This is a genomic window from Bacillus sp. ISO11 (assembly GCF_003458115.1).
Classification (GTDB): Bacteria; Bacillota; Bacilli; order Bacillales; family Bacillaceae_G; genus Bacillus_A; species Bacillus_A cereus.
The window spans coordinates 106,843-123,017 of record NZ_QXCO01000009.1 but is presented as its reverse complement, the minus strand read 5'-3'; the positions used below and the strand labels follow the sequence as shown (position 1 = coordinate 123,017).

Below are 16,175 nucleotides of genomic sequence, written 5' to 3'. Positions count from 1 at the left end.
CACAGGAATGCTAGAGACGTTTCGTACATTTTAATTCTCTTTAGAGGCATCTATTTTTGGCGCTTCACCAGTTAACCGCTTATTTTTCAAATCAAAATAAGCATCTAAAACTTCTTTTCCAATATCGGAGTTAATGCCCGATTTATCATTTTCAACCCACGGTACTACAACAGAAAATGCTACTTCTGGATCATCATATGGCGCATATCCAGCTAATGTTAAGTTATAACATTCTCTACGATCGCCTTTCGCATTTCGCCCAATTGCATTTTCTCCACCATATACAGTTTGTGCGGTCCCTGTTTTACCAGCTGGTTTATATGGTGCTTTTTGGAACGCTCTTACTCCTGTTCCATCTCCTTCTTGAAATACTTTTCTAAATCCTTCTTTTACTTGATTAATATATTCTTGTTTCATATCGATTCTATTTAAAACAACGGGTTCTATTGATTGTACTACTTTACCAACCTCATCTTTTTGAACGGTTTGTTCTCTAATCTCTTGAACAATTTGTGGTTTCATTCGATATCCTCCATTTGCGATAGTCGAAATATATTGTGCAAGCTGAAGTGGTGTATACGTATCATATTGCCCAATAGAATAATCTAATAAGAAACCAGGCTGATTATCTTTTTTTCCAATTTGCCCTGCAGTTTCATTTGGTAAATCAATACCAGTTTGTACACCTAGTCCAAATTGCCTGAAATAATACCTCATTTTATCAAAATATTCTTGTTTAATATCTAGTGAACTATTTTTTACATAATCCACGCCAGCAATTTTTAATGCTATATTAAACATATAAACGTTTGAAGAAACTTGTAACGCTCTTAGATCGTCTATATCACCAAAATTTTTCCAAGACTTCTTTTCCTTAGTTCCTTTAAACTTCATAGGTGCATCATAAAAATGTGTTCCAGGAGTTATTGCATTTGTTTCAAACCCTGTTAACACTGTCGCACCTTTAACCGTTGATCCAAGCTCATATGAACTTGTCAGCGTGCCTAAAGCATAATCTTCTACTTCCATTTTCCCGTCTTTTTCTACAAGCCTTTTCCCAGCCATTGATAATACTTGGCCATTTTTAGGATTCATCATCACTACGAAAGCACGGTCTAACATTGATTCTGATCCTTTATATTGTTTTAATATTTTTTCTATGCTCTCCTCTACTTTTTTTTGCAATTCCATATCTATTGTTAAAGTTAAATTTTTACCGCTTTTTCCTTCCGAAACCGTTTCCGTTCTAATAGTATTTCCTTGTTTATCAGCAATGCTTCTTACTTCTTTTTTTGTACCATGAAGTACATCTTCGTATTGCTGTTCGATATAACTTTTGCCGACCCTATCATTTCGGCTATAATCACGCACTAAATAATAATCTAATCGTTCACGTGGCAATCCTTCATCAGCATTTGAAACGTTACCAAGGACAGAACGGAATAATCCATCATTTACATAGATTCTCTCCCAATCAACTGATGCGTCTACTCCTGGAAGGTTCGCTAAATTTTCACTAATCACCGCATATTCCTGTTCACTAACGTCCTTTTTAATAATTTGAGGTGCCATTTGAAAACCTGAGGTCATTTTACTTTTAATAGCTAACACTTCTATATCTTTAGCCGTTAGTTCTTGAAGATTTTTATCTGTAACGCGTTTCCTTTTTAAATCTTCTATTTTTTTGTCTAGCTCTTTTCCAGTAATATCCTTATCTCGGAACTTATCTATTTCTTTTTTTGATACTAAGTCTTGAGCCAGTTCTGGATTCAATTGCATCCAAAAGTCTTTCTTATCAGTCTCAGTTAACTTATCTATATCTTCTTGTGGCATTTCAATAATATCTGCAAGTTGTCTTGCTGATTTTAATATTTCTTCTTGTTTTACACCTTTCACCTTTGTATATGTAATCGTACGTAAAGACTTATTATCAACTACTGGATTTCCTTCACGATCAAATATTTTCCCACGTGGTACAGAAAGGCCCACGGTTGCATTTTCTCTCTTCTCTAATTCATTTTTATATGTTTCTCCATCAAAAATTTGCACTTTCCCTAACTGAATAATAATGCCAGAGAATAATAAAAATACACAAAGGAATAAAATATTTAACCGGAGAGGTACTACTCTACCACTTTTCTTCTCTTGCTTTTTCACCTTGTCATAATCTCCTCCTTACAATATTTCAAATAATAATCACATTTCTATATTAAAAGTAATGTACAATTTCTATACATTGCTTTGTGCAAATATTAATATAATGTTTAAAACTTAATAGAAATTAAAACAAAGGTAAAGAAAAGGTAAAGTTTACTAAATTAAATATAAAAAATACCCAATAACAAAAAGCTTAGTTTTCACTAATCGCTTTGTTATTGGGTATTAATTGATTTAAGAATTACTACTAGTGCGTATTGCTATACATTTGTCGTCACAATTAGAAAGAGATTGTTTACTTAGTACTTTCGGTAAGTAAATAGTTACTGTTGTCCCGACACCAACCTCGCTCATGATACTAATTGTCCCTTGATGACTTTCAATAATTTTATAACTTAACATTAATCCAATACCAGTCCCTTTTTCTTTCGTACTATAAAAAGGTTCACCTAATCTCTTAATTCTTTCTTCAGGTATTCCTATTCCTTCATCTATTACATGAATGATGACACCATCATCATTTATTTCTTTTATGTGAATTGAAATTTCCCCACCATTTGGCATAGCTTCGATTGAATTTTGCAAAATATTAATAAATACTTGTTTCAATTGATTTTCTGAGCATTCAATAATTATATCTTTGTCATCCGTAAATAGTTCAACTTGAATATTTGTCATAATTGCTTTTGTATTCATTAACGATACGACATTTTTAAAAATTTGATAAATATTTTTCTTTTCTGTATTTATCTCATCTGTTTTAGCAATTGCCAGAAATTCTTGCAGGATCGCTTCTATCCTTTCAATTTCAGAGAGCATAAGATCAAAATATTTTTCTTGATCTTCTTTATTAATTTGAAATAACTGTATAAAACCTTTAATTACAGTTAAAGGATTTCTTACTTCATGAGCCACGCCAGCTGCTAATTGACCAATTGCTGCAAGCGTATCTGATTTATTTAGCAATTCTTCTGTCTTTTTTCGCTCTGTAATGTCGCGTACAATAATCATAATTTTATCATGTAATAATGGTAAGCACCTAGCCTCAAAGAAATCAATACTTCCATTAAGTGTGAGTGGATATTCTACAATTACATTCGTTCCTTTTTCCTTCACTTGATTAATGGCTTCCTGAAACTGCTGTGCTACTGAAGATGGTAATACTTCGTAAAACTTTTTTCCCATAAAAGCTTCTGCGGGTACGTAAAACTTTGTAGGAGATCCTGCCTTGTAATCTATAATTGTGCCATCATCTTCTGTTAAGAAACATAAATCTGGTAAAGCTTTAAAAATTAATTCCAGTTCAGATGTTTGTTGTTTTAACTGCTCTTCTATCGCTTTTAAATGTGTAATATCTACACCAACAGCCCAATAACTATATCCTGTTACAGGAAACTGTTCTGATATATTCGACCACATTATTGTTTTGATTTCACCATTTTTACATGTTAAGTGCATTTCCCAATCTCTGAAATTTTTTCCACAAGTTAAAAATTTCTTTTGTATTTGATGGCGATAATTATAATCAGGATACAATAATTGCAGTGCATTTGGATTTCCAATTATTTCTTCAGCGGTATAACCTGTTACAATTTCACATTCTCGATTCCACAAAACAAAATCTCCATTATAATCAAGCGCATCGACCATAACAGGCATGTTTTGTAAAATCGTATGTAGTTCCTCCTCTTTCCGAGAAAGCAACGTTGTACTTTTACTTTGAAATACTTTTATTGCGCCATCTAAAATTAAACTTGAGAGCATTTCAAAGTATTTTTGACAACTGAAAATTTCACTTTTTTTGGACCATACAACAAAAGATCCTAAATGTTGATTGTATAAGAAAATGGGGATTTCAATCTTTGGAAGTTTACTCTTTTTTATCTCATTCATTCCGAATGAAAAAACACATTCTTTTTCAGCATCAAGAAGTTGATGTGATATATTAGTTAATTTATAAAATTGTTCTGCCATGGTTTCTATTGTACTCACATCAATAAGTTCCATTAGCCGCGAATTCATTCCTTTTTCACCTCAATATGTAAAATTAATACAAATCTAAAATTCATACTTCTCCATTATACGAAGAAAGCTAGTGTAGGTATATAGCTGTAGAATAATTATTCGAACAAATTTTATTTTTCAATTAAAATAAGAAAAGAATATATATACTGAATATACCTTTAATTAGTATATATTTCGTTGATTCCTCACTTATTGTCTAGTAACTTGAATTCCTCCTTACATTCACTGAATTTTCACTTGAGAGTCATACACGTTACTAATAGCGGTATAAACATGCTATAAGTATAAAGTTCATAAAATATTCACAATTTTTATGAAAAATATAAACATTTATTCCAATATATTCTATATAATAAAATGTAATAAGGCTTCTATGAATCTCATAGAATACCTTACCCCTAATAAAAAAGAAAAAAGAATCCATTTGGATTCTTTTTTCTTTTTTAATTACATTACATATTTATATAAAGCATGTGCCACACCATGTTCTTCATTTGATAACGTTTCGTATTTACACATTGCTTTTATTTCTTCTACTGCATTCCCCATTGCAATTGATATGTTCGCTTTTTCCATCATAGAAACATCGTTTAGCCCATCACCTATCGCTACAGTGTGTTCAACCGGAATATTAAGATGTTCTGCTAAAGTATATAATCCATTCCCTTTTTGAGCATCTCGATGATTAATCTCTAAATTGTGCCAATATGAAGATGTAATTGCTAAATCTGTATTATGAAGAAATGTTTCTTTGAGTTTTTTTAATTTCTCAATTTCATAAGAAAATGGTAATAGTTTATGCACATGTATATCTGTTTCTACAATTGGTTTACAACTTTCCGCACTATGAAACGCTGTATGCTCAAGATATAATGCTGCGATTGTTTCTAACTCTTTCAAGTCGAAATTTTCTTTTGAATTCTTCACATGCTCAATTTCATTACGTACACTCTCTACTCCATAATCCGGTACATACACACCTTTATCAGTATAGAGCTGATAATATAAACCATTCTCTTCAAGATATTCTACAATTTCAAGTGCCTGCATATTTTGAATTGGATATCTCTTCATCATTTTTTTATCTTTATATATAAGAGCACCATTTTCCGCAATGATTGGACACTCTAAATCAACTTCTAACAATAATCGCTCAATGTCAACAATTGAACGTCCTGTACAAATTGCTACAACATGGCCAGCTTCTTGACATGTTCGAATTGCTTCTGCATTTTCTTTACTTATCATTTTATTCCCCGAAAGAAGAGTTCCATCTAAATCAATTGCGATTAATTTCATTATTTCTTCACCACTTTCTATAAATACACGAGTTCTAATTAATTATTAGGTATCGTTTTCATACAATCCTCGTGAGGTACTTCTTATTTATAATTTATGAAAAGCGTTTCAGGTCAAGAAATAATTAAAAATAAAATCCAAAGCTTTTCTTTTTAAAAAAGCTTTGGATTTTAAACTATGAATTATAACTAATGTATTTTGTCTCACACATGTACACATTTTTTTCTTCAGTTGGGATATATACTTTAAACTTTTCTAACCGTTTTCCATAGACATGAATCGTAATAACGCTTTCATTTTTGCTAATTTCAAGAATATGACAATCCGCTGGTGGAATTACTTTATCTGTTTCTCCTTCTCCCAAATAAAGATTTCCTGTATGTGTTAAATAAACAAGTGAATTTCCAAGTTGTTTCGTTTGTATAAAGTTCTGCACCATAATCCTTCCTGAAAAAACGCCTTCTACTCCCCATGTGCCGTCATGATCATGTAAAGGTGTAGATTGTCCATCTTTCCATACGAGAGCTAGTACTTCAAAACGTTTGAGCGGATCTTCATACAATAAATGTCGTGCATATTGAGTCAAATTGGCCTTCTGTTTATCTAACGGAAGCCATGTTTTCTTTTCTAAAAGTTCTTCTAGTAACTTTTCAATGCCACACACTATTTCTTCTTCAAATAAACCGTTTTCCATAAGATCTGTAACACCTTTAATAAACTTTTGAAATGATTTACTTCCATTACAAGTCAACATAAGAATCCTCCTCTACGTTTTATACAATTCCATATTAAGGTGATTACCGAAAACTCACAATTGAGAAACAAAAAACAAGATGCAAATGTATGCACCTTGTTAAGATTTTTATTTAGCTTTCAATCGAATAGGTAAGTATTTTAATGTTTGTTCATTTTCCAATATACATTTTTCTAAACAGAAAGATGGAGATAGCTCTATTTTTTCAAAAGCATTTATAAAGGTAGTTAATGCAATCTCAGCCTCTAAACGTGCAAGTGATGCTCCTAAGCAAAAGTGAGGACCTTTCCCAAAGGTTAAATGCTTTTCATTTCCTGTTCGATGTACATTAAATTGAGAGGCTTGTGAAAATTTTTTCTCGTCTAAATTCGCTGCACTAACCCACGCAACAATCATCTGATCCTTTTTCATTAAAGAACCAAATATATTTGTATCCTCTGTAATCCTCCGGGCTAATGTAACAGGAAAGCGATAGCGTAATACTTCCTCAATCGCTTTTGAAATTAAGTTAGGTTCTTTTCTTAACTCTTCATAAATTCCAGGTGAATCTACTAAAAAGCAATAAAAGCTATTAATAATTAAATTTGTAGTGGTTTCATTCCCAGCTGCTAGTAAACCTAATGAAAAGGTTACAATTTCTTCATCGGTTAATCTTTCGCCTTCATATTCAGCTTGAATTAAATCAGAAATGATATCATCGGTTAAATGATATCTCTTTTCCTGAACAATCGGTAGAAGGTATGCTTTGAATTCATTTAATGCTATCCCTTTCTCAGCATCCAGATCATTAAACTTTTCTTTACTATACGGCATAAATAAAATATCAGACCATTCTTTAATTTTTTTACGATCTGTTGTTGGGACTCCTAATAAATCAGAAATAACGGTAACAGGTAAAGGTGCAGCAAACTGTTCAACGATATTAACTTCACTACATTTTTCGATATGTTGTACAAGTTCATCTGCGATAGCCTGTATTCGAGGTTTCCACTGTTCTAAACTTCTTGGAGTAAATGCCTTAGAAACAATGGAACGTACATTGCGATGTTCTGGTGGATCTGTAGAGTTTATATTTATTCTAGTTTCTAAAGGAGGGATTGAGAATTGTCTGCGCTCCCTTCTACTTGAAAATAAGCGATAATCTGATAAAACACGATTTACATCATCATATAAAAAAACATTCCATACATCCTGCTCTTCATCATAATGAACTGGGTGATTATCCCTCATCAAACGATACCATTCATATGGATTCCATAATTCTTCTTTTGTTTTCAGCTTTGAAATTTCATGAACTAAAATAACATTTTCAGGTGAAGCCATAGTTCTTTCCTCCCTTTTCTTTTACAATAAAAGTGATAGGTCGGCAGTTCAAAGTTGTATAAACTATCATATGTTATTTTAACATATACTAAAGGGGATTTTTCATTAGAGAACTTGAGAAATATATAAGGGGGATTTTTATGTACGTTGATATTTTACTACTAGCAGAATTAACGACCGGACCAAAACATGGATATGAAATCAAAAAAAATGTTCAAAATCGTTTAGGTGAGAATTTTGAATTAAATCACAACATGCTTTACCCTGCCCTTCGGCGCTTTGAAAATATGGGTGCTATAACGAAAAAAATACATAAACAAGTTGGAAAACCAAACCGAAATATGTACGATATAACAGAAACAGGAGAAGAAATTTTTTCTGAAATGTTACGAGAGTTTCCCGAAAAACTTGCGACAAATAATGCAGAATTTCTTGTTCGTATCGCGCTATTTGAAAAACTTGAATATGAAGCTAGAAAAGAGATTTTGACTGTACGTCAAAACGTACTACATAGTCAACTTACCGCTATTCAGTCTCTAGAGGTTACCTCAGCCTTTATTACTGAAGTCATTGAATTTAGTAAATCACGAATTGAACATGAATTGAGTTGGATTACATCACTTATGAAGAAAATATGAAAAAATAACAAAAAAAGCTAAAATTAATGAATGAAAATGATATTTATTATCAATACTATCATTAATAAAAGGGCAACCACGATTTGGCTACCCTTAAAGAATTTACACTTCTGGATCAAATGTTTTGCAATCTGTTTCTTCCGTTGTAGATGCATGTTTACCTTTATGACTTACTACGTAAATTGCCTCTGCACTACATTTATTACCGTTCGCCCAAAATTTACAGTTGTTTACTTCACATAAAACGTCTTGTGCCATAGTATCACACCTCCTTGTTCTATTATCATTAACAAAATTCGGAGGTATGATACTATTTGTCATCCATTTTTCATTCCCTTTTTAGCTTTCTTAATGGTTCAATATCTCCGCGTACAATAGCATCAATATTTCCAGATATTTTTTCAATATCAAAATGCCACCATTGAATTTGCAATAATTCTTGAATTATTTCATTTGAAAATCTCTCTTTTATTTTATTTGCAGGGTTTCCACCAACAATTGTATATGGTGCGACGTCTCTAGTCACAACAGATTTAGCTGCAATGATTGCACCATCCCCTATTTTTATTCCGGGCATAATTGTTGTATCCATACCAATCCAAACGTCATTTCCTATAACTGTATCACCTTTATAAGGTAAATCAGACAAACTAGGTGTATACTTCTCCCACCCATTTCCAAATATATTAAATGGATATGCCGAAAATCCATCCATCCGATGATTGGCTCCGTTCATAATAAAGTTAACTCCAGATGCAATACAACAAAACTTTCCAATAGTAAGGCGATCTCCAAGAAATTCATAATGATGTAATACTCGATCTTCAAATGTTTCTCCATCTTTCGCATCATAATAAGAATAGTCACCAACAAGTATATTAGGTTTTGTTATTATATTTTTTATAAATTGAACGTTTTGATTGCCTTCAATAGGGTATTTAACATTTGGATTAGGATTCATTTTGTATAGCACTTCCTTTACCACTTATTTCACTTTCTACCGCTATTACTGGCTTTAAATTGTATATAGGTAAAATAAACAATAATCCAATTATAAAAAGTAAAGCCGTCCCTTCATACATCATACTTAATGAAAACATCTCTTTTAATGAGCCAGCTATACTCATCGTTACTACCATTGAACCGGTAAAAAGCGGACTTAAAATACCATTTACACGACCTATAAAATCGGTATCGCTATTTTGAATAATAAGCGTATTAATACCAATTTGGATACAAGGAAGAGCTAAACCACTAAAAAGCTGCGCTGTAAGTGTCACCCATAAATTTGTAGAATATCCTATAATGCCAATACCAATTGCTTGACCAAGCATACCGATAATTAACATCTTTTGCGGAGCAACGTTTTTCGCAAATACCATTGCTAATGCTCCGCCAACAATCATTCCCGCACCATTTACTGTTAGTAGCCACTGTAAACTCTCTTTTGATAATCCTAACTGCTCAGTCACAATAAATATACCTAATGGCTGAATTAATCCTATACCTAGTCCTGCAGCCATAAAACAAAGCCCTAGCAAAGTTAATGCTTTTTTCTTTTTGACATACTTAATACCATCCTTCATCTCCTGCAACAGAGTGATACCTTTCTTTTCTACGTCGTTTTCAAGATCTTTCGGAAGGAATAACAATACAACTGCCGCAAGTAAAAACGAGATACCTGTTATGATGATTGAAATATAAATTCCAAAACTATGAAAGATAAATGTCCCTAGTATTGGTCCTAATACCATAAATATTGCAAATATCGTTTGATATATAGACATTGCTAATTGAATTTGTTCCGTTGATAAATGTTGTTTAAACAATTTCATTCCAGATGGTTGTGAAAACTGTGAAAGGATTGCAGAGATGAGTGTCACAAAAAACACAATTTTCCACGTTCCAAACATAAGCGTAATTAATACAGCGAATACTGAAATGGAACTTAACGTTTCACACCATATCATTGTCTTCTTTGGCTTCCACCTATCAGCAAAAGTACCGCCAATAAATGAAAAAATAAAAATTGGAGCGAATTCAGCAACTGAAATCATCGAAATAGCAAAAGCATCACCTTTTGTCATTTCCATTACATATAGTAATACCGCAAAGTTTCGAACCCATATTCCTATTTGTAAAAATAATGCTGATGCTAAAATCCCTTGAACAAACCGATTTTTTAATACTTGTGATACCCCATTGTTTTGTTTCGTTACTACATTTGTCGACATAAAAAAGCCTCCTATTTCATGTTCTGAACAGGAGGCAGCACAAATCATATAAAAAGACTATATATTCGCAGAGCGAAATACATCCCTTTTCTATAAATGTACAGACTAACCCTATTCAGAAGAATATTTCGTTTTTTAACGAAGATCTCTTACAAATAGAATTAGTTGATCATTGGGATGTTTTCACCCTTCCGTTTCGAATTTAAATAACACATACATACTCTATGTAAATCATTTTCGATGTATGCATGTCTCCTTTTAACTATTCTAGAAAGTTAAAGGCAATTCCTCTAAAGAACGCATTAAATAGTTACCTTGCCATTTAATTTCTTCACGACTCCCTTTTATTTGTAGTTCAGGCATTCGATTAAACAAAGTAGTAATAGCAATCTTTGCTTCTAACCTCGCAAGTGGAGCGCCTAAACAGAAATGGCTACCATGACCAAAGGCAATATGACGATTATTTTCCCGAGTAATATCGAATACTTCTGGGTTTTCAAATACAGTTTCATCACGGTTTGCAGAAGCTAAGGCAATGACAACCATATCTCCTTTTTCGATTGTTCGGTCGTGAATTTGAAAAGGTTCCGCTGCCCATCTTGCAGTTGTAACCTCAACTGGAGAATAATAACGCAATCCTTCCTCAATAGCCGAATCAATTAGTTTTGGATTATCTTTTAATAACTGTAATTGATTTGGATTTTCAAGAAGTGCTAATACCGTATTTGTAATTAAATTCACTGTCGTCTCGTGTCCTGCTACAATTAATAGCATTATCATTGAATATAGTTCCCGAGCGCTAAGTTTATGCCCTTCACTCTCTGCAAGTATTAAAGCACTCACTAAGTCTTCTTTTGGCTCTTTTCGTTTAATATCAACTAAATATTGAAGATATGTAATAAACTCAGATAGTTGTTTTTCGGTCTCTTTTATTTCTTCAGGTGTTTCTGGTGATGCAATAACAGCATGAGACCAAATTCTAAATTTCGCTTGATCTTCTTTTGGAATACCGAGCATCTCACTTATTACAATAATCGGTAATGGAAATGAATAATCATCCACAAGATTTAATGTACCTTTTCGCTCTATATCACTTATCAAATCATCTGCTATTCTCTCAATTCTTTTGTCTAATTGTGCAATCATCTTCGGTGTAAAAGCTTTTTGAACTAAAGATCGTAAACGACTGTGGTTAGGTGGATCTGAATTTAGCATATGTGTTGTTAAGTGGTCACTATTATCAACGGAAAGATACATGTTCTTTATATCTTGAGAAAACACATTTGTCCAATCTTTTTTTAAACGATTATCTTTTAAAAGTGGCAGAGCATCTTCATATCTAGTAATGAGCCATTCTTTACCGATTTCAACTTGGTTTACAAATAATATAGGTTGTTTTTTTCGCGATTCTTTATAAATTTCATACGCATCTTCTTTAAACTGAGCTGAAGCTAAATTAATGCCATCCTCTATGCTTAACCCAACTTTGTTTTTCATTGACATTGTATTCCCTCACTCTCATTTGTTTTTGAAAATCAACCCAACATATGCATTATACTCTAATAAAAACGTGAAAATTGTAAATTTTTAATCAAAATCTTACTTCGTATATTGAAAAATAAAAAAGTGAGAGAGTAAAATCGTTTCACTCTCCCACTTCTCTTTATGCGAAGCACATAAAATTACTAATTTGTTGATAGCGATAACTTACTTTACGACGACGACCACCTTGCCACGTGTAACCTGACACTCCATTTCTTCTCACTTCAGTCGGGAAGAACCATAAATCTCTTCCGAAAGGACCAGGACGATGTAAGCGTAAATAGCCCCATCTTCCTAGACAGTTACACATCCATGATTTCATATTACCTGGTTGTGCTGGAGAAGCAAATGTAGACGGTAACGACGGCGCTTGTGACGGAGGTGGTGACGTTGGAGCATCTTCTGCATCATCTGGTCTGTAATCTTCTTGTTCAATATCTCTCACTTCATTTGTAGGTTCATACCCGTAGTCATGTGGATTATAATACATCGCTTGATCATATGGATAATTTTGTTGGTTATACATATTAACAAATCACCTTCTTTTCATTCATTACCTTTACCATTCATATGTGATATGCCCTCTCTGGGAAGCTTATGTATAGCCCAAATTCAACTTAAAAAGCTCGTATTATTAAAAATACGAGCCTTTCAAAAATAGAATGTGTTTATTATTTCCTTAACTTCACACTATAAAAACGCATTTCATCTAACGAACCTTCAAATTCAAATACTTCTTGTTTAATTAATTGTTTCAAGCGATATTCTAAGAAAGTATCTCCAACTAACTGTTCAACAAGACCAAGTGCTTCACCAATTACTCTAGGAGCTTTAAGGAACTCTCGATCAGCACCCACACTTTTCGCGCATTCAATTATAAATTGATCAAAATAATCTTCCTGTACAGAATGCACTTCATTTTCTTTCCAAACTCTTAAACATTCTATGCTTTCCGATAATCTATCCCACTCATTTTCAAACTTCATACGCTTCTCTTCAGTTAAATAAGGTAGCTTTATAAAACTTTTTTGGAATAGAGCTAAACTTTCAGGTGGTAATTCTCCCGTTCCACGAATATCATACTCTTGTTTTAATATTTCTCTACTTGCTTCAGACGTATTAATAACTCGAATGTTTTTCTTATCCTTTAATTGTGCCATTACAAAACTTAGGCCTACATGTTCATGTGCATTATCAGCCTTCCAAATTGTAATAGGCGTTTCAACAGGAATAGTATGTAGTTCTTCTATAGTTGCTATAAATCTTGATAAATATTCTTCTTCAAAATAACTATCATAAGCAGTTAAGTTATTTATTAACCACTTCTGTCTTACTAGTTGCCCCTCATTCGTATGCAACCTATATATCGGTCCAATTGAAAAGAATTCCGAAAAAGCAACAACACTCTCTTCAAATAATTCTTCTTGACTTAACATATATTTTAAGCAACCAGCCGTTGAATCATCAAAAGCAATATGTACGTGCGTACTTTCTTTTACATTCCTTTTATAAGTAGGATTACTCGTTAATTGTTTCGGAATATCCATCAAATTTTTAATTGTATCTTCACTATAGTTTTCTTCTAATAAGTTTAACTGTATGAGAATACTTTGAAGTAAATCTTTAGCCTCATCTTCGTACATATCCTCTACAGCATTTTTAATTTTATCTATCACACAAATCCCTCTATTCATTTCAAAAATAACGTAGATTATAGTGTATCATTTTAGTATAGTTCTTTAAAGTCAAATCCAGATTGCTACAGCAATCTGGATTTTCAACAAAAGCTCTCCTTATATTTTTGAATTGCTAAATATTTTACTTTGAAAATCTTTGTATCTAAATGTATAATTATATAAAAACAAAAATATAGGAGCTATATTTATGGAGAAAGTACTTACTAATTATAAACATTACTTAAAAAATTGGAGATTTATATTTATTTGCATACTACCTGCTATTGCCTTATTCGTTACTTTCTATGTCATCTTCGAACTACTGTTTCATCAAAATTTCTACTTATCTAACTTAATTTCTGCTATCATATTATTTTTAATATTTATTAACGTTAAAGATAAATTTAACATTAAAGGCTAAAGAACACTATTTCAAAATAGCCCTTTATTATTGCATCCTACTATAAAATAAGACTCGTAGTAGATTTTCATAAAAAATAAGAGCACCCTGCAATTGGATGCTCTTATGTGATTAGAGGTTTTTTCTGAGTATTAAGTAGGACACGAAGATCTTGTCCTACTATATAATATATGCTTGTACTTATTATTTCGTGCATGTATTAAGAACCATGTTCAGGTACTTAATATATGCATAGTCATTGCTATAAAATCTACTCAAATATTTACTGTACGATTATCATATTTATAAATTAAAAAACATCCCTAATGGATGTTTTTTATCTAACATTTTAAGCTTCCATAAACTTAGCCGGTACACCAATTTTTTCAACTACAGAAGATATATTAGTAGGATTAATCATTACATTTTCAATACATACTAATTTATTTTCTAATATCCCATTCTCTGTAGTAATAAGTTCTTTAAACCGATCTAAAGTCATTGAGAATTTATGTTCACTTCCACCATTCATACTAACTTTTACATACTTCATAGTGTCACCGCCTTTCATAATAATTTACATTTCGACAAGAAGGCGCTTACATCCTTTTTATTTACTCTTAGATTTCTCACGTTTACATATATGTTGAGAAAAGAAACTACTATTATTCACTCACAAAATTATTGCTAATAAGAAAGATAAAGATAAAAATGCACAAAGTGGAATATATAAACCGGTATCCATTCTTGCAAAGTGCGTATCTTTTTGTCGTTTAAAGATACCAAAATAGTTAAACTCACCAATCACTCTAATAGAATAGACAATCATACAAATCCAGGAACCGACTTGAATAATAACATTAGGAACTGCAAAATGAACAATATTTGCTTGTTGCAACAAAATTATTGCTGCCATACTTAATAATAATGCAATGAACAATGTCATTCCGGCGCGAGGTGTAAACGCCTTTTCCCCTGATTTAGTTGGAATAACACTATTTGTCCCCCAATTACCTCCGAAAGCCCAATATACATGTAAAAAGCTAACTAAGAATAATATGCAAGCAGATATATATGTAATGATAAGCATTTTATCCTCCCCTTATTTTAGTTCCTATCTATAAAATATGCTATTCCCCTCCGCAATAGCAACCTTCATTTCATTACATAAAAAAACCGTAATGATTTATCAATATTAAGATAAGTCATTACGGGGTTATTAAACTTCATTATGCATTATACCTATTTCTTCGGCGTTCCATCCTTGTTTGACCTTGAACTGCATTTTCTTTGTATGGATCTATTTTCTCTGTCATTTCATATGTTGCAACTGGTTCTTCGTACTTATATTCATGGATTTTTTCTGGCATTTTACTTTTAGATTCTTTCCCACCAAACTTAAATAGTTTCATCCTTAATTTCGGTAATCTTGGAAGACGAATCTTAAATGATAATCTTTTGCGTTTCTTTTTTGGTCCAAGTAGATTTATATTTTCTTTATTATTATCTTTCTCTTTGCGGTGAATGAACATCGCAAGTAATCCTCCTATTACAAGTCCTCCAATTAATAGTAATATATATACATAATGGCTTGTCATTAAACTCGTTATGCGTTCAAGTATGACTAACGACTGTACTTCTTTTATATCCCATAGTAAAGCGGCCCATAATGAGAATAAGCCCAAAGTAAGTCCATATGTACGAAAACGGAATAAACATGGAATTAACGCGACACATGCAGCAATTTTCGCATTTGCTATGATTGAGCTTGTTGAAATATCTTGATGCCAAATAACTAACAGTAATGTTATAAATGGCGCATACGCTATCCAACTGCATATACGTGAATACATCTTTTTAGCAAAATAACTACCGAAACTAGTAAAAAATAAAAGTCCTCCAATATATATAGATTGTTCTAGAGGGATTTGCTTTGTAAGTCCTGCAATTGGAAAGAGGCCGCTCAGTAGCATTAAGAGCACATCTAATTTCTTCACAATTCCCCATTCCTTTCAAATTTTTTCAATTAATAAAAATCGTTTTTCCATATGAAATAGTTTTTGTATTTCTAAAAAACATATTAATCCTGTCTGCACATAAAGTAAATATGTAAACGAAAAGATACTT

The 16,175-nt window shown here is 32.2% G+C and carries 16 protein-coding genes; 2 read left to right on the top strand and 14 right to left on the bottom strand.

Going from position 1 to position 16,175, the window contains the following annotated elements:
* Positions 1-30: 30 nt before the first annotated feature.
* The 5 genes from D1166_RS12285 to D1166_RS12265 all read right to left on the bottom strand — a co-directional run bounded on the left by D1166_RS12285 (position 31) and on the right by D1166_RS12265 (position 7,558).
* Complete coding sequence (locus D1166_RS12285) at positions 31-2,157, bottom strand: peptidoglycan D,D-transpeptidase FtsI family protein (protein ID WP_098318657.1); 2,127 nt, start codon at positions 2,155-2,157, stop codon at positions 31-33.
* Between the two features lie 234 nt (positions 2,158-2,391).
* The gene (locus tag D1166_RS12280; RefSeq protein ID WP_016110062.1) at positions 2,392-4,179 is read right to left on the bottom strand and encodes a PAS domain-containing sensor histidine kinase; all 1,788 of its coding nucleotides are present in this window, start codon (positions 4,177-4,179) and stop codon (positions 2,392-2,394) included.
* A 450-nt stretch (positions 4,180-4,629) separates the two neighbouring features.
* Positions 4,630-5,481, bottom strand: a complete 852-nt coding sequence (locus D1166_RS12275) for a Cof-type HAD-IIB family hydrolase (RefSeq protein ID WP_098318656.1) — start codon at positions 5,479-5,481, stop codon at positions 4,630-4,632.
* 175 nt (positions 5,482-5,656) lie between these two features.
* Positions 5,657-6,235, bottom strand: a complete 579-nt coding sequence (locus D1166_RS12270; RefSeq protein WP_000954437.1) for a cysteine dioxygenase family protein — start codon at positions 6,233-6,235, stop codon at positions 5,657-5,659.
* Between the two features lie 108 nt (positions 6,236-6,343).
* Positions 6,344-7,558 carry a cytochrome P450 gene (locus D1166_RS12265; protein WP_098318655.1) on the bottom strand — a complete coding sequence of 405 codons (1,215 nt, stop codon included), beginning with the start codon at positions 7,556-7,558 and terminating at the stop codon, positions 6,344-6,346.
* 140 nt (positions 7,559-7,698) lie between these two features.
* Between D1166_RS12265 and D1166_RS12260 the strand changes: the two genes are divergently transcribed.
* A complete protein-coding gene (locus D1166_RS12260) occupies positions 7,699-8,196 on the top strand; it encodes a PadR family transcriptional regulator (RefSeq protein ID WP_000289122.1) in 498 nt (165 codons plus the stop codon).
* Positions 8,197-8,298: 102 nt separating this feature from the next.
* Here the strand turns inward: D1166_RS12260 and D1166_RS12255 are convergent, their stop codons facing one another.
* From D1166_RS12255 to D1166_RS12225, 6 genes are all read right to left on the bottom strand, one after another.
* Complete coding sequence (locus D1166_RS12255) at positions 8,299-8,454, bottom strand: DUF1540 domain-containing protein (RefSeq protein ID WP_000046095.1); 156 nt, start codon at positions 8,452-8,454, stop codon at positions 8,299-8,301.
* A 70-nt stretch (positions 8,455-8,524) separates the two neighbouring features.
* Positions 8,525-9,157, bottom strand: coding sequence for a Vat family streptogramin A O-acetyltransferase (locus tag D1166_RS12250; protein WP_098318654.1), 633 nt, complete (start codon positions 9,155-9,157; stop codon positions 8,525-8,527).
* Complete coding sequence (locus D1166_RS12245) at positions 9,147-10,430, bottom strand: MFS transporter (RefSeq protein ID WP_048567665.1); 1,284 nt, start codon at positions 10,428-10,430, stop codon at positions 9,147-9,149. The genes D1166_RS12250 and D1166_RS12245 overlap by 11 nt, the downstream gene beginning before the upstream one ends.
* 267 nt (positions 10,431-10,697) lie before the next feature.
* Positions 10,698-11,933: a cytochrome P450 family protein gene (locus D1166_RS12235; RefSeq protein WP_098318653.1), complete on the bottom strand. Its 1,236-nt coding sequence runs from the start codon at positions 11,931-11,933 to the stop codon at positions 10,698-10,700.
* A 160-nt stretch (positions 11,934-12,093) separates the two neighbouring features.
* On the bottom strand, positions 12,094-12,498 hold the full coding sequence (locus tag D1166_RS12230; protein WP_000282680.1) for a hypothetical protein: 405 nt from the start codon (positions 12,496-12,498) through the stop codon (positions 12,094-12,096).
* 145 nt (positions 12,499-12,643) lie between these two features.
* Positions 12,644-13,648, bottom strand: a complete 1,005-nt coding sequence (locus D1166_RS12225; protein WP_098207602.1) for a DUF1835 domain-containing protein — start codon at positions 13,646-13,648, stop codon at positions 12,644-12,646.
* Positions 13,649-13,856: 208 nt separating this feature from the next.
* On the opposite strand from D1166_RS12225, the gene D1166_RS12220 reads away from it, so the two are divergent.
* Positions 13,857-14,069, top strand: a complete 213-nt coding sequence (locus D1166_RS12220; protein WP_000416828.1) for a hypothetical protein — start codon at positions 13,857-13,859, stop codon at positions 14,067-14,069.
* Between the two features lie 328 nt (positions 14,070-14,397).
* Here D1166_RS12220 and D1166_RS12215 read toward each other — a convergent pair whose 3' ends face one another.
* From D1166_RS12215 to D1166_RS12205, 3 genes are all read right to left on the bottom strand, one after another.
* Positions 14,398-14,601: a hypothetical protein gene (locus D1166_RS12215; protein ID WP_000878372.1), complete on the bottom strand. Its 204-nt coding sequence runs from the start codon at positions 14,599-14,601 to the stop codon at positions 14,398-14,400.
* 120 nt (positions 14,602-14,721) lie between these two features.
* On the bottom strand, positions 14,722-15,138 hold the full coding sequence (locus D1166_RS12210; RefSeq protein WP_098318652.1) for a DUF3995 domain-containing protein: 417 nt from the start codon (positions 15,136-15,138) through the stop codon (positions 14,722-14,724).
* Between the two features lie 139 nt (positions 15,139-15,277).
* Positions 15,278-16,045, bottom strand: a complete 768-nt coding sequence (locus D1166_RS12205; protein ID WP_044797693.1) for a DUF3959 family protein — start codon at positions 16,043-16,045, stop codon at positions 15,278-15,280.
* Positions 16,046-16,175: the final 130 nt, after the last annotated feature.

Excerpts from the sequence above, each read along its gene's own strand:
- D1166_RS12220 (WP_000416828.1), top strand. The coding sequence starts at position 13,857 with ATGGAGAAAGTACTTACTAATTATAAACATTACTTAAAAAATTGGAGA.
- D1166_RS12230 (WP_000282680.1), bottom strand. The coding sequence starts at position 12,498 with ATGTATAACCAACAAAATTATCCATATGATCAAGCGATGTATTATAAT.
- D1166_RS12210 (WP_098318652.1), bottom strand. The coding sequence starts at position 15,138 with ATGCTTATCATTACATATATATCTGCTTGCATATTATTCTTAGTTAGC.
- D1166_RS12260 (WP_000289122.1), top strand. The coding sequence starts at position 7,699 with ATGTACGTTGATATTTTACTACTAGCAGAATTAACGACCGGACCAAAA.
- D1166_RS12235 (WP_098318653.1), bottom strand. The coding sequence starts at position 11,933 with ATGTCAATGAAAAACAAAGTTGGGTTAAGCATAGAGGATGGCATTAAT.
- D1166_RS12270 (WP_000954437.1), bottom strand. The coding sequence starts at position 6,235 with ATGTTGACTTGTAATGGAAGTAAATCATTTCAAAAGTTTATTAAAGGT.
- D1166_RS12250 (WP_098318654.1), bottom strand. The coding sequence starts at position 9,157 with ATGAATCCTAATCCAAATGTTAAATACCCTATTGAAGGCAATCAAAAC.
- D1166_RS12255 (WP_000046095.1), bottom strand. The coding sequence starts at position 8,454 with ATGGCACAAGACGTTTTATGTGAAGTAAACAACTGTAAATTTTGGGCG.
- D1166_RS12245 (WP_048567665.1), bottom strand. The coding sequence starts at position 10,430 with ATGTCGACAAATGTAGTAACGAAACAAAACAATGGGGTATCACAAGTA.
- D1166_RS12265 (WP_098318655.1), bottom strand. The coding sequence starts at position 7,558 with ATGGCTTCACCTGAAAATGTTATTTTAGTTCATGAAATTTCAAAGCTG.
- D1166_RS12275 (WP_098318656.1), bottom strand. The coding sequence starts at position 5,481 with ATGAAATTAATCGCAATTGATTTAGATGGAACTCTTCTTTCGGGGAAT.
- D1166_RS12215 (WP_000878372.1), bottom strand. The coding sequence starts at position 14,601 with ATGAAGTATGTAAAAGTTAGTATGAATGGTGGAAGTGAACATAAATTC.
- D1166_RS12280 (WP_016110062.1), bottom strand. The coding sequence starts at position 4,179 with ATGAATTCGCGGCTAATGGAACTTATTGATGTGAGTACAATAGAAACC.